This is a genomic window from Campylobacter sp. W0066.1 (assembly GCF_024723635.1).
In the GTDB taxonomy this organism is placed as follows: domain Bacteria; phylum Campylobacterota; class Campylobacteria; order Campylobacterales; family Campylobacteraceae; genus Campylobacter_D; species Campylobacter_D lari_C.
This window is the reverse complement of the sequence record NZ_JANQCW010000010.1, coordinates 1-13,493: the sequence shown is the minus strand read 5'-3', so window position 1 is coordinate 13,493 and position 13,493 is coordinate 1. Positions and strand designations below refer to the sequence as shown.

At 30.0% G+C, this 13,493-nt stretch carries 13 protein-coding genes and 1 pseudogene; 4 read left to right on the top strand and 10 right to left on the bottom strand.

Annotated features, from left to right (window positions below):
* Positions 1-4 precede the first annotated feature (4 nt).
* The 9 genes from smpB to sstT are packed head-to-tail and all read right to left on the bottom strand — an operon-like array spanning position 5 to position 8,587.
* Complete coding sequence (gene smpB, locus CAMP18497_RS05095; protein WP_337212881.1) at positions 5-460, bottom strand: SsrA-binding protein SmpB; 456 nt, start codon at positions 458-460, stop codon at positions 5-7.
* Positions 460-1,215 (bottom strand): 4-(cytidine 5'-diphospho)-2-C-methyl-D-erythritol kinase, encoded by a 756-nt coding sequence (locus tag CAMP18497_RS05090; RefSeq protein ID WP_337212879.1) that lies wholly within the window; start codon positions 1,213-1,215, stop codon positions 460-462. The genes smpB and CAMP18497_RS05090 overlap by 1 nt, the downstream gene beginning before the upstream one ends.
* On the bottom strand, positions 1,212-1,439 hold the full coding sequence (gene csrA, locus CAMP18497_RS05085; protein ID WP_012661763.1) for a carbon storage regulator CsrA: 228 nt from the start codon (positions 1,437-1,439) through the stop codon (positions 1,212-1,214). The genes CAMP18497_RS05090 and csrA overlap by 4 nt, the downstream gene beginning before the upstream one ends.
* Positions 1,433-2,251 carry a tRNA pseudouridine(55) synthase TruB gene (gene truB, locus CAMP18497_RS05080; protein WP_337212877.1) on the bottom strand — a complete coding sequence of 273 codons (819 nt, stop codon included), beginning with the start codon at positions 2,249-2,251 and terminating at the stop codon, positions 1,433-1,435. Before truB ends, csrA begins: the two co-directional genes overlap by 7 nt.
* Positions 2,248-4,311 (bottom strand): ATP-dependent helicase, encoded by a 2,064-nt coding sequence (locus CAMP18497_RS05075; RefSeq protein ID WP_337212875.1) that lies wholly within the window; start codon positions 4,309-4,311, stop codon positions 2,248-2,250. The genes truB and CAMP18497_RS05075 overlap by 4 nt, the downstream gene beginning before the upstream one ends.
* Positions 4,308-4,754 (bottom strand): hypothetical protein, encoded by a 447-nt coding sequence (locus tag CAMP18497_RS05070; protein ID WP_263674691.1) that lies wholly within the window; start codon positions 4,752-4,754, stop codon positions 4,308-4,310. The genes CAMP18497_RS05075 and CAMP18497_RS05070 overlap by 4 nt, the downstream gene beginning before the upstream one ends.
* Entirely contained in the window at positions 4,747-6,468 is a 1,722-nt protein-coding gene (locus CAMP18497_RS05065; RefSeq protein ID WP_337212872.1) for a M3 family oligoendopeptidase, read from the bottom strand. Before CAMP18497_RS05065 ends, CAMP18497_RS05070 begins: the two co-directional genes overlap by 8 nt.
* Positions 6,469-6,472: 4 nt before the next feature.
* Entirely contained in the window at positions 6,473-7,351 is an 879-nt protein-coding gene (locus tag CAMP18497_RS05060) for an aspartate carbamoyltransferase catalytic subunit (RefSeq protein ID WP_337212870.1), read from the bottom strand.
* Positions 7,352-7,360: 9 nt separating this feature from the next.
* Positions 7,361-8,587: a serine/threonine transporter SstT gene (sstT, locus tag CAMP18497_RS05055; protein ID WP_263726599.1), complete on the bottom strand. Its 1,227-nt coding sequence runs from the start codon at positions 8,585-8,587 to the stop codon at positions 7,361-7,363.
* 135 nt (positions 8,588-8,722) lie between these two features.
* Here sstT and metK point away from each other — a divergent pair, with 135 nt between their 5' ends.
* Positions 8,723-9,916, top strand: coding sequence for a methionine adenosyltransferase (gene metK, locus CAMP18497_RS05050; RefSeq protein WP_337212867.1), 1,194 nt, complete (start codon positions 8,723-8,725; stop codon positions 9,914-9,916).
* A 10-nt stretch (positions 9,917-9,926) separates the two neighbouring features.
* Here the strand turns inward: metK and CAMP18497_RS05045 are convergent, their stop codons facing one another.
* Positions 9,927-11,249 carry an apolipoprotein N-acyltransferase gene (locus CAMP18497_RS05045; RefSeq protein ID WP_337212866.1) on the bottom strand — a complete coding sequence of 441 codons (1,323 nt, stop codon included), beginning with the start codon at positions 11,247-11,249 and terminating at the stop codon, positions 9,927-9,929.
* Between CAMP18497_RS05045 and yajC the strand changes: the two genes are divergently transcribed.
* The 3 genes and pseudogenes from yajC to secF all read left to right on the top strand — a co-directional run.
* Positions 11,219-11,494: a preprotein translocase subunit YajC gene (yajC, locus tag CAMP18497_RS05040; RefSeq protein ID WP_012661754.1), complete on the top strand. Its 276-nt coding sequence runs from the start codon at positions 11,219-11,221 to the stop codon at positions 11,492-11,494. The genes CAMP18497_RS05045 and yajC overlap by 31 nt on opposite strands.
* Entirely contained in the window at positions 11,487-13,067 is a 1,581-nt protein-coding gene (gene secD, locus CAMP18497_RS05035) for a protein translocase subunit SecD (RefSeq protein WP_337212863.1), read from the top strand. The genes yajC and secD overlap by 8 nt, the downstream gene beginning before the upstream one ends.
* Positions 13,067-13,493: pseudogene (secF, locus tag CAMP18497_RS05030) on the top strand (protein translocase subunit SecF); the annotation flags it as partial. The gene secD and the pseudogene secF, both read left to right, overlap by 1 nt.

The window sequence follows — 13,493 nt, the reverse complement described above, 5'->3', positions numbered from 1 at the left end:
TTTTTTAATAATGATTTTTCATAGCAGCTCTTGCCTCAAGATCTGCTTGTTTCTTCTTTAAGCTTTCTCTTTTATCGTGCAAGTTTTTTCCTTTGGCTAAGGCTATTAAGATTTTTGCTTTATTTTTTTCATTAAAATAAAGTTCTAATGGCACTATAGTAAAGCCTTGGGTGCTAATTTTACCAAAAAGCTTATCGATTTGCTTTTTATGCATTAAAAGTTTTCGCGCGCCTTTTTCATCATGTTTATAAAAAGAATGTGTAGTGCTAAGATGAGAAATATGAGCATTAAGTAAGAAAATTTCACCCTTGATAATACGCACAAAAGAATCTTTTAAATTTGCTCTACTAGCTCTTAATGCTACCACCTCAGAACCCTTTAAAACAATACCTGCTTCAAATTTTTCCAAAATTTCATAATCAAAAAAAGCTTTTTTGTTTTTTACTATAGTTTTTTTCATCATTTAGCCTTAAAAACTCCACTTCCACTTCCACTTAAAAAATAAGCTTCATTAAGAAAAGTTTGCATTTTAGGATAAATTTTTACACAAGGAGCAAATAAGTCATTTAAATCAGTATTTTTATACTCTAAAATTTCACTTGTTTTAAGTGTTTTAAGTGTTTTGGCTAAATTTAAATTCGCTGTTAAATCATATGAGCTTTCATCAAATGTTTTATATACTTTTGCGCTTGAGCATTCAATAGCTGGAAAAGTAAAATCAAGTTGGTTAAAATCATCTTCAAAATACTCTACAATCTCGCCACATCCGCTAACATTTGCACTATCATATCCGCTTAAAAAAAATATTAAATCAGAGCCGAGTTTTTGGCAGATTTGTTCAAGTTGTTGTTGGTTGAGTTTTAAATTTAAAGCTTCGTTGATCATAAGCAAAAATGTCACCGCATCAGTGCTACTTCCTCCAAGACCTCCACCTATGGGAATGTTTTTGGTAAGCTTTAAACTTTTGTCTTTAAAAAATTCATTTAATTCATTAGAAAATCCTAAATTTTCTAATTCTTTATAAGCTTTGTGTATGATGGTATCTTGGGTAAAATTTCCAGTGATTTCAAACCCTTCTTTGGTTTTTTCATCACTAAAACTTAACTCATCAAAAATATCTTTTAGTAAAACAAAGCGTGATTGCAATAAATGATATGATCTTGAGTCAATTCCTATGATTTTTAAAAAAATATTAGCTTTTGCGTAAGCTTTCATTTTTTAAGCTTTTTACTCAGATCATCAAGTTTTATCGTTTCATCGCTAATTGCATGTAAATTTTCACTTTTTACTTGTTCGATAAGCTCTTTACGTAGTATCATTAAAGACTTTGGAGCTTCGATGCCTATTTTAGCATAGCCTTTGCCTGTTTGAACTACTTTGATTTCTATATCATCTCCGATTTTTATACTTTCATTTTCTTTTCTTGATAAAATTAACATTTTAATACCTTATTTAAATAATATTGCACTTGATTATCTTGGATAGAAATGATAGAAAAAAAATCTTTTTCTTCTAAAATATAGCTACCTTCTTCTTGAATTTCCAAATCGTCCAAAAATATTTTTTGTCCATTGTGTAATTTTTGGGGGTATTTTATCGTATTTTTTCTAAGATTTAAATAAGCTAAAGGATTTAACTCTTTTTCATTTTCATAAAAAAACCTTCCTTCACTTAAACGCTCTAATGAGCTTAGCGTGGCTTTGATACCAAGTTTTCTAGCAAATAATTCACAATAAGAGCGTATATAAGAACCCTCACTAACCGCTATTTCTATAGTTAAAAAGGGGTGGTTATAGTGTAAAATTTTAGTATAAAAAATTTCCATAACGCAGGGTTTTAAATTGACTTCAAAACCTCTTTTTGCAAGCTCATAAGAGCGTACTCCATCTATTTTTTTTGCACAATATACGGGTGGGGTGTAGGTGATTTTACCTAAAAGTTCATTTTTAATTTGTTCTAAAATTTGCTCATCAAAAGCATTTATAAGATTGATCTCTTTGATGTTTTGATTATCAAGGCTTAGTGAATGCACGCCTAGCCAAAGTGTTGCTTTATAAACTTTTGGATTTTTATCAAAAAAGCGAAAAAGTTTTGTGTATTGATCAAAGGCTATGAGTAAAACACCTTTTGCAAAAGGATCAAGTGTTCCTGAAAAACCTGCTTTTTTGTTTTTATATTTTTTCTTGAGTTTGCTTAAAAAAGCATTAGAACTCATTCCACTTGGTTTGTAAGCTACAAAAAGTTTATTCATATCACTTTTTCCACAAAACTTGACATTATCATTCTTTCTATGCCTCCAAAATTAATTGTGAGTTTTTCTTCAACTCCTATTTTACTTACTCCAGTGACTCTGCCTATGCCAAAAATTTTATGTTTGATTAAATCGCCTTTTTTGTAGCAATTTTTTTGATGATCTAGTGTTAATTCTTTTTTGATTACATTGCTCTCGCCAAAAAATCTACTTTTTTCTAATCTTGTGCGACTTCCTTTATAAAATCTAGAATTAGCATAGCTTAAATAAAGTTTTTTCTTGGCTCTAGTGATTGCTACATAAGCAAGTCTTCTTTCTTCTTCTATATTGCTTGATTCGCTAGTGAGTGGGAAAAATCCTTCTTCTAAGCCTATGATAAAAACATAATCAAACTCAAGTCCTTTACTTGCATGAATACTCATAATACAAATACTTTCTTTATCAAGTCCATCTTGCTCATTAAGTAAAGAAATTTCATTTAAAATATCATCTAAGCCATTATAATTTCCATGAGTGATTTTATCTTTTAAATTAGCATAAAGTTCATCTATGTTTAAAAGTTTATCTTCACCCTCTGGATTATCTTTGTAAAATTCTTTGATTTTAAATTCTTCTTCTAAGGCTAAAATCATTGCAAGTAAATCATCTTTTTCTTTGATTTTGTGTATGCTTAGTATGAATTTTTCTAATTCTTTGTCTGTTTTTTTGCTAAAAAATCCACTTCCTTGCAAAGCACATAGACTTTCAAATAAAGACAAATGATTTTCTTTGGCATAATTTTCTAGCTTTTCTAAACTTGCATTACCAAAATTTCTTTTAGGGCGGTTGATAATGCGTTTAAAAGAATAATCATCATTTAAATTTGAAAGTAATCTTAAATAAGAAATAATATCTTTAATCTCAGCTCTTTCATAAAAACGAATTCCACTTAGCAATTTAAAAGGAATTTTTTCTTTACTAAAAGCTTCTTCAAGAGCGCGAGATAGGGCATTTACTCTATAAAGTATGGCTATTTCACTAGGATTAATCCCTGAGTTTAAAAGTTTTGAAACTTCTCTTGCAACCTTAAAGCTTTCAATTTTCTCATCATCATTTTGTAAAATTGTGATTTCTTCGCCCTCATCTTTGGTGCAAATTAAAGTTTTTCCTAATCTTTTTCTATTATGTTCTATAAGCTCATTTGCAGCTTGCAAAATAGCGCTAGTTGAGCGGTAATTTTGCTCTAATTTGACTAATTTTACATTGTTAAATTGTTCTTTGAAATTTAAGATATTTTCTATTTTAGCCCCGCGCCAACCATAAATACTTTGATCATCATCACCCACCACACAAATATTTTCATGAGACGTGCAAAGTTTTTTTAGGATTTGATATTGTAAGGCATTAGTATCTTGATACTCATCTACTGTTATATAAGTATATTTTTGACTTTGCTCTTTTGCAAATTGTTCATCTTCTAAAATTTTATTAGTTAGCATGAGTAAATCATCAAAATCCATGAAATTATTTTGGATTAAAAAATGTTCATATTGTTCATATAAATGAATGATTTCTTCATAATTTTTGTTTTTTTCATCTTTTAAAAATTCTAATTCTTTGCGTATTTCTTGGGCGCTTTTGCTTTGATTTTTAAAATTTGAAATATAAGCACCTATACTTGCTAAAGAGCTTTGTAAATTTTCGCTAGCTAAATCTTTTAGTATTTTCTTTTTATCATCTGTATCAATAATGACAAAATTATTTGCCCTATTAATTCTTTCGCTATAAAGTCTTAAAAATAACAAGCCAAATTTATGAAAAGTACATAAAAGGGGATTGTGTAAAATTTGATCTTGTAAAAGTGCTAAGGCTCTTGTTTTCATTACATTAGCAGCTTTATTTGTAAAGGTTAGCGTGAGGGTATTTTGCGCAGGAATACCTACATGATCGATTAAATAGGCAAGTCTAGTGGTAATGGTTTTAGTCTTTCCGCTACCTGCGCCTGCTAGTATTAGCATAGCTCCATCAATATGCATGATAGCTTCTTTTTGGCTATCATTTAAACCTTCAAAAAAACTCATTTTTTAAATAAATCTTTATTGTTAGGATTATTTAAAAAAGCATTCATGGATTTTTCTTTTAATTTTTGATCATTTTGCTTTTTGAAATAGTTTGAAAAATTAACAAAAATGATATTATCTTCAACTTGAATTTGAGTAATTGCACCTAAATCCACTTTTACAAAGGTTGCAAAATCATCAGGCCCAAAACCTGCGTGAAATTCTATATGTTCATTTGTTAAAACTATAGATTTAAAAGTATAGCCACCAAGTGCGAAAAGACAATAAGGATTTTTACTCACTACATCTAATTCTGATGGTAAAGGAGGTTCGAGTGTAACAAATTTAGTATTTACAATGATATTAAATTCAATATCTTCTTGGATTAAAATTTGCAAACATTCATAAATGCTTTTTTGCATTAAACTTATAAAATTTTTATTATTTAAAATTTTATCAATCATTGCTTAGCCTTAAAAATTCATCTACTAGTATTCTAACTTGCTCTAAGCCTATATTCCAAAACTCATCACTTTCTATATCAAAGCCAAACATAGCTACAAGTTCTTTTGGGCTTTTGCTTCCCCCGCTACTTAAAAACTCAATATAAATTGAAGTAAAATCAGGACATTTACCACTTTTATATAGACCATAAAGCGCTAAAACTAAAAGTTGTGCATAAGCATAAGCATAGCAGTAAAATGGAGAGTGTATAAAATGTGGTATATAAGAATACCAAAGAGCATAGTTTTTAGTTAAAACTACGCTATCTTGAAACATTTTTCTTGATTCTTCAAGCCAAATTTCACTTAGTTCTTGAGCACTTAGTTCTTCTTTTTTAGCATGAAATCTGCGTTCAAAAGTAGTAAAATTAATCTGTCTATAAAGAGTAGCAAAAATATCTTCGATTTTTGCTGCATATAAAGATAAAAGCTCTTCTTTGTCTAAATTTTCTTTAATATAATCAAAAATCAACATTTCTGCAAACACTGAAGCAGTTTCTGCTGTAGTTAGTGGTGTATCTTGATTTAAAAAACTTACTTTATAAGAAAGTTTTTGATGTATAGTGTGGCCTAGCTCATGTGCTAGAGTGAAAAGATCGCGTCTTTGGTTGGTATAGTTTAAAAGTATGAAAGGATGGCTTAGTGGCGTGCTTGAGTGAGAAAAAGCACCGCTTTGTTTAAATTCTTTAGGGTAAACATCGATCCAGTTATTTTCAAAAGCTTCTTTTGCTATCATATAAAAATCTTTAGAAAATTTTTCAAAGGCTTTTAAAACTATATCCTTTCCCTGATCAAAATCAACTTGCATTTCCTTTCCAATAGGCGCATAACGATCATAATCTTTTAGCTTTTTATATCCTAGAATTTTTTTCTTTGTATTGTAAAATTTAGAAACAATATCAAAGCTATTCTCGCTAGCACTAATAAGCGCATCAACACTTTTCTTAGAAATTTGATTTCTTGTATGTCTTGGGGTTTCAGGATTTTCATAAGATCTTAACTCACAAATACTAGCAAGTTCGCTTTTAATCATATTAAAAATATATACTAAAAGCTTGTTTTGTTTTTTTAAAGTTTTGCTAAAGCATTTTGAAGCTTTTTTTCTAATGCTTCTATCTTTATCATAAAGCTTGCTTAGAATTTCTTCTTCGCTTAATTTTTGTCCTTCAAAATTAAATTTTAAAGCACTAAAGGTTTCATCAAATAATCTTGCAAATGCATTTGAACCCGTACTTGATAGAGCCAAGATAACTCTTTCTTCTTTTTTAGAAAGATTGTGTTTTTTGTGTTTGATAAGATTATTTAAATAAAACTCATAATCTTTGCAAAATATGATGAAAGTTTTGCTTTTTTCTTCTTTTAACTCGCAAAATTCAAGCTCAAAAAATAAAAGATTTTCTTCTATTTTTTTACTTAAATTTTCATATTTTGCATAAAAAGCACCCTTGGTAGTATCTTGAGCAAAATTTAAATACACATATGTTAGTATGTGGGAAAGCTTTAAGATTAATTCTTCATAATTTTTTAAAGCCTGTAAAAATTGCTCATTGCTTAAACTATGAAGATTATTTTCATATTGTTTTTTAAATTCACAAGCTTCATCTTGGGTTTTTTTTAAAAAAAGATTTAATTCTTGCTCATCTTTAAATAATGTACTTAAGTTCCAATTTTGCATGGTTTTAGCTTTCTAAAATGAGTTTTTTTAATACAGCCATTCTAATGGCAACACCATTTTTAACTTGAGTTAAAACCTTGCATCTTTTATCAGCCATTACTTCATCGCTAATATCGATATTTCTATGTACAGGACCAGGATGTAAGATAATGAGATTTTTATCTTTTATTAAATCTTTGCTAATACAAAAATCATTTGCATAATCTTTAAGCGATGCATAGGTTGGAATATTGTGTCTTTCAGTTTGTGTTCTAAGACTCATGATAATATCTACATCATCAATAACTTCTTTTAGTTTATTTGTTTTTTTAATAGGATAATTTGGCATAAAATGAGGTGGGGCTACTAGGGTAATGTCTATACCAAAACGAGGTAATAATTCTAAATTTGAAGCAGCAACGCGTGAGTTTTTAATATCTCCTACTACGGCTATTTTTTTACCTTTTACATTATAGTTAAAATGCTCCATTATAGTAAAAAGATCAAGTAAGGCTTGGGTAGGATGAGCGTGTTTACCATCGCCTCCATTAACTATAGGACAATGAGTGTAATTTGCTAAAGTATGAGGCACACCTGAGTTTTTGTGTCTAACTACAATAGCACTTGGTGCCATTGCATCTAAATTTGCAGCAGTATCAAAAAGTGTTTCACCTTTACTTGAGCTACTTCTTGAAACATCTAATTTTAAAACTTTAGCGCCTAGTCTTCTTGCGGCTGTTTCAAAGCTTGATTGAGTGCGTGTTGAATTTTCAAAGAAAATTGTTGTGACACTTTTTCCTTCTAAAAATGTACGTGGTTTTTCATCTAAAAATTCTTTTGCTTCTTTAAATAAAGTCAAGATTTCATCATTGCTAAAATCTTTTGTAGTAATTAAATGCCTCATAAGTCCTCCTTAAATTTTTAAATTAAGTTCATTATCTGAACAAATAGCACTAAATAAAACATCTGTTGAACTATTTAAAGCTGTTTCAACGCTATCTTGAATAACCCCTATGATAAAACCAACCGCAACTACTTGCATAGCTATATCATAATCGATATTAAACAAAGAGCAAGCGAGTGGTATGAGTAAAAGTGAACCTCCGGCAACCCCACTAGCTCCACAAGCTGCAAATGCAGCTAAAACACTCAAAAGCATAGCTTGTAAAAAATTTATTTCAATACCCACTGTATGAGCTGCTGCAAGACTTAGTATAGCTATAGTTACAGCTGCTCCTGCCATATTAATCGTAGCTCCTAGTGGAATAGAAATGCTATATAGATTATTGTTGATATTTAATTTAGAGCAAAGTGCCATATTTACAGGGATGTTTGCTGCAGAACTTCTTGTAAAAAATGCAAAAACAGCACTATGTTTTAAGCAAATAAAAATCAAAGGATAAGGATTTTTCTTCGTATAAGCAAAGACAATTAAAGCATTAATCACAAAGGCTACAAAAAACATGGTTAAAACTAAAATGATTAATAATTTAATATAACTTAAAAGTCCTGCTGCTCCTGTTTGAGCAACTGAATTTGCTACAAGTCCAAAAATTCCAAAAGGAGCAAGCTTGACTATAAATTTGACGATTTTTAACACGCCTTCGTTGATATCAGTAAAAAGTTGTTTTGCGTCATTTGAACAATGCCTTAGAGCAAAACCCCCACCTATAGCCCAAGCTAATATGCTTAAATAATTTCCTGAAGATAAAGCATGGATAGGATTATCTACGATTTGAAAAAGTAAGGTTTTAAATACTTCGCCTATGTGTGCAGGACTTGCAGTGGAAGCTTTTTCAATATCGGTTAATACTAATTCTACAGGAAAGACAAAACTTATACTAACTGCACTTAAAGAAGCTAAAAAAGTTCCAAATATATATAAGAAAATAATATGTTTTATTTTCTCACTTCCATGATTAAATTCTTTTGTGCAAATAGTTGTTAAGATTAAGATAAAAACTAAAATCGGTGCTATAGCTTTTAAAGCTCCTGTAAATAAAGCACCAAAAATATTTGCAAAAATAGCTAAATCTTTAGAAAATATACCTACTAAAATTCCTAAAACAATACCTATGCAAATTTGTAAAATAAGATTTCCATCTTTATAGCGTTTGATTGCACAAGAGAATAAACTCATTTCTTACCTTTTTTTGTAGTGATAAATTTTTAATTTATTCTAACAAAGTAAAGCTTAAATAAGCTTTTTGATTTTTAAGCTAGCTTGTGCTAGAATAAAGCTATTATTATTTATGATAATTAAGGAATATAAAATATGTATTTATTTACTTCTGAAGTTGTTAGCGCAGGACATCCTGATAAATGTGCTGATATTATAGCTGATTCTATAGTGGATGCTTTTTTAACTCACGATAAAGACTCAAGGGTTGCTAGTGAGGTTTTTGTAGCAGGAAATAAAGTAGTAATTGGTGGCGAGATTAAATCAAAACATAAGCTAGAAAAACAAGATTATGAAAATATTGTAAAAAAAGCTTTAGTAGATATTGGTTACGATGGACATCCACATTTTAATAAAAAGCAATGTTTACATCCTGATGATTTAGATGTAATGGTATTTTTAAATGAGCAAAGTCCTGATATTAATCAAGGTGTTGATCAAGAAGATGGAGAAATTGGAGCAGGTGATCAAGGGATAATGTTTGGTTTTGCAAGTAATGAAGCAAAAGAATATATGCCAGCAGCTATTTCTTATGCTAGAATGCTTTGTGATAAAGTATATGAGTTTGCAAAAAAGAATCCTGATAAACTTGGAGTGGATATTAAAACTCAAGTGACAATTGATTATGCAAATAAAGAAAATTTTGAAAATTGTAAACCTCAAAGTATCCATACTATTGTAGTTTCAGCTCCTTGTGTTGAAAGTATGAAAATAGAAGATTTAAGAGCTTTGGTGATGGATTTGATTTTGGATTCAAATTTGCCAAAAGAGCTTTTTTGCCCAGAAAAAACAAGAATTTTAATCAACCCAACGGGAAAATATGTAAATCACAGTTCATTACATGATAGTGGCTTAACAGGAAGAAAACTTATAGTAGATAGCTTTGGTGGCTATGCTCCAATAGGAGGTGGTGCGCAATCTTCTAAAGATTATACTAAGGTTGATAGAAGTGGGCTTTATGCTGCAAGATGGCTTGCTAAAAATATCGTAGCAGCAGGGCTTGCTAAAAAATGTATAGTACAACTTTCTTATGCTATAGGTGTGGCTAAGCCAACTTCTGTAAGCGTGGATTGCATGGGAACAAATACAAGATTAAATGATGATATTTTAAGTGATTTTGTGATGAAAACTTTCCCATTAACTCCAAATTGGATTAAAAATAAATTCAATCTTGATAAACCAAGTAAAGATACTTTCATGTATGCCGATGTAGCTGCTCGTGGTCAAGTGGGACAGGCTGATTATCCTTGGGAAAAATTAGACGCGCTTGATGAATTTAAAGCATTATAAAATGAAGCTTTTAAGCTTCATTTTGCTTTAAAAGTTTTTCTTTTATTTTTAAAATCAATATCTCTTTTGGTTTAATTACTGCATTTTCTTTTCCATTAACTGCATGATATATACTTACATTATAATTATTTGCATAAAAACGCATTAGAAAATTTTGTAATTTATACTCACTTGAAAAATTAAACCAAGCATTGTTTGAAATGGCTATGATGATTTTTGAGTGTTTGTAAAGTTTTTCTTTTGTAGCTTCAAAGCAGATAGCATTAGTGATGAGCTGATTATTTAGAGTGTATTGATTTAATTCTTTTCCTTTTGAAAATTCATCAATATTTAAAAGGTATTTTTTAAAAAAGGTTTTAAATATAGGAATTTCTTCTCCAAAAGGTACAAGATAATGTTTGTTAAAAACTTGTATGTTACCATTGTCAAATACATAAGTACTATTGTATAGATGATTAGGTGTAGTACTTATAGCACCTGTGATGATGATGATTTGTTTTGATAAATCTTTTAAAACTTGTAAATAACTTGGAGCTTTATTTAAAGCAAAGGCAAAAGCTGTTTCAGGAAAAATAATTGCTTCTTTACCTTCTTTTATGGCCTGATTGATTTGATAAAATATATCTTTAGAATGAGTTTGTAAATTTTCTTGTATGAATTTTTGATCTTGAGAGATATTAGTTTGGATTAATTTATAGTCTAAATTTAGTGCTTGTGATTGTTTTTGATTATATTGAGCTCCGATTAGAATAAGGATTAAAATGATTGCCATCTTATAATATCTTGAAATGTATTTTTCATAATAAAAATAAGCAATCAAAAACATAGTTATAATGCCTTGATAACTTGCATCAAAGATTCCATATACACTTAAAACACCCCAATTTAGCCAATCAAAGCCAAAAGGATGAACAAAACTAAGTAAAAAAATTCCACAAAGCCTTAAAAAGTCATATTTAAGAAAAAAACATACTAAAAATAATAATCCATAAATTAATCCGATTAAGATAATTTCCAAAGGAATTAAATAAGCTAAATCAAAATAAATTGATGATAAAGCTATCCACCAAAACCATAAAATTCCTACAAAAAATCCGGTATAAAAATATCCTACTTTACTTTTATTTCTTAGCAATAAAACCAAACCATATATACTTAAAAATGGTGAAATAAATTCAAAAAGTAAATTTTCAAAAAAAGAAAAATAAATAAAATTTGACAATAAAAGTGCAGAAAAAAAGGCTTTTATTATTTTAAAAGTGGTAGAATTAGAATTTATGAACTTTAAAAAAAGGGGAAGAAATGGCAGAAAACGGAAATATTTGGACTTCATTGTTGCCTCTCATTGTGCTTTTTGCGATTTTTTATTTTTTGGTTATTAGACCACAGCAAAAACAAGCAAAAGACCACAAATTAATGGTTTTATCTTTAGAAAAAGGGGATAAAATCATCACAAATGGTGGGATAATTTGCGAGGTGGTAAAACCAGAAGAGGATTTTATCAAAGTTAAGCTTAATGATGAAAATGTAGTTGTAAAAATTTCTAGAGATTTTATAGCAAAGAAAATTGATGCGTAGTGGAAAAATTACCTATAGAAGTATTATTTTCTTTGTAGTTTTTCTTATAGGATTAGTTTTTTCCATACCTTCTTTTATGCAAACCCAAAGTGGTGCTAAGATCAACCTAGGACTTGATTTGCAAGGTGGTTTGCATATGTTATTAGGTGTGGAAGTGGAAGAGGCGGTTAAATCAAAGGTTAAATCCATAGCCTCTTCTCTTAGTTATTCTATCAATAAAGAAGATATTATTGTTGATAAAATCAAAGTAAATGATGCTAGTATTGAATTTAGTTTATTAGATGAAAATGATGTAGCTAAGGTTGATTTGTTATTAAAAGACATTAAAGGCTTGGCTATTACACATGAAAATTTACACTACACACTTTCTTTAACCCAAGAAGAAATTAAATTAACTCATGAACAAGCTATTTTACAAGCTGTAGAAACCATTAGAAACAGACTTGATCAATTTGGCCTTGCAGAACCAAATGTAGCAAGATCAGGTGAGGATAAAATTTTAGTCGAGCTTCCAGGTATTAAAACTGCTGCAGATGAGGCTAGAGCTAGAGAACTTATCGCAAAAGCTGCGCATTTGCAATTAATGGAAGTAGATGATGTTAGAATGGATCAGGTAAATAATCTTACTCCAGCTCAAGCTGCTGAATATGGAGACTTGATTTTTGAAGATGCAAAAAATCCTCAAATTAAATATCTAGTAAAATCTATACCTATTCTTGATGGTTCTATGCTAACAGATGCAAAAGTAGGTTTTGCGCAAAGTAATAATCTTCCTGTGATTAATTTTACTTTAAATTCAGAAGGTGCGAAAAAATTTGGAGATTACACAGGAAATAATGTAGGCAAACGCTTAGCTATAGTTTTGGATAATAAAGTATATTCAGCTCCAAGAATTAATGAAAGAATAGGCGGGGGTAGCGGCCAAATTAGCGGCAGTTTTACTGTTGAAGAAGCTCATGATGTGGCCATTGCTTTAAGAAGTGGGGCGCTTTTAGCACCGGTTAAAATGCTTGAAAAAAGAAGCGTTGGACCATCTTTGGGTGCTGATAGTATTAAAATGAGTATGATAGCTCTAGCAGGTGCTTCTATATTAGTTATTGCATTTATGGTGATGTATTATGGTATAGCAGGAATTTTTGCTAATATTGCTTTGGTAGCAAATATTTTAGTGATTATTGCTGTAATGGCTATGTTTGGAGCAACCTTAACTTTACCTGGTATGGCAGGACTTGTACTGACTGTGGGTATGGCAGTAGATTCTAATGTTATTATTAATGAAAGAATTAGAGAATTATTGCGAGAAGGTGCTAGCATAAGGCAAAGTGTTGAAAATGGTTATAAGCATGCAATGAGTGCGATTTTAGATTCTAACATTACTTCGCTTATTACTTCGGTGGTACTTTATGCTTATGGAACAGGTGCAGTAAAAGGTTTTGCGGTGACTTTGAGTATTGGGATTTTAGTTTCGATGATTACTTCTATTGTTGGAACTCATGGTATGTTTGAAATGTTTATGAACCGTATGGAAAAAAGCAATAACACAAGATTATGGTTTGGATATAGGAGACCTTAATGCAATTTTTTAGTCAAAAACATGTTTATGATTTTATGAGAATGAGATTTGCAGCCATCTCTTTGTCTTTTATTTTATTTTTTGGTTCTATTTTTATCCTTTTTACTAAGGGTTTAAATTTTGGTATTGATTTTACCGGTGGAACTTTAGTGCAACTTCAATACGAGCAAAAAGCTCCTTTGGCTGAAATTCGCAAAGCTTTAGCTATCAATGAAAATTTAAAAGGAGCTAGTGTTACTGAATTTGGTAGTGCTAATGAAGTGATTATTCGTTTTTCAGGAAGTAGTGATAGCTTGGGAAGTGACATTGGAGTAAGTATTGCAAATTTATTAAAAGATACAGGTAAATTTGAAGTGCGCCGCGTGGATGTAGTAGGTCCAAAAGTAGGAGATGAACTGCGTAATAAAGGTCTTATGGCGGTTGGAA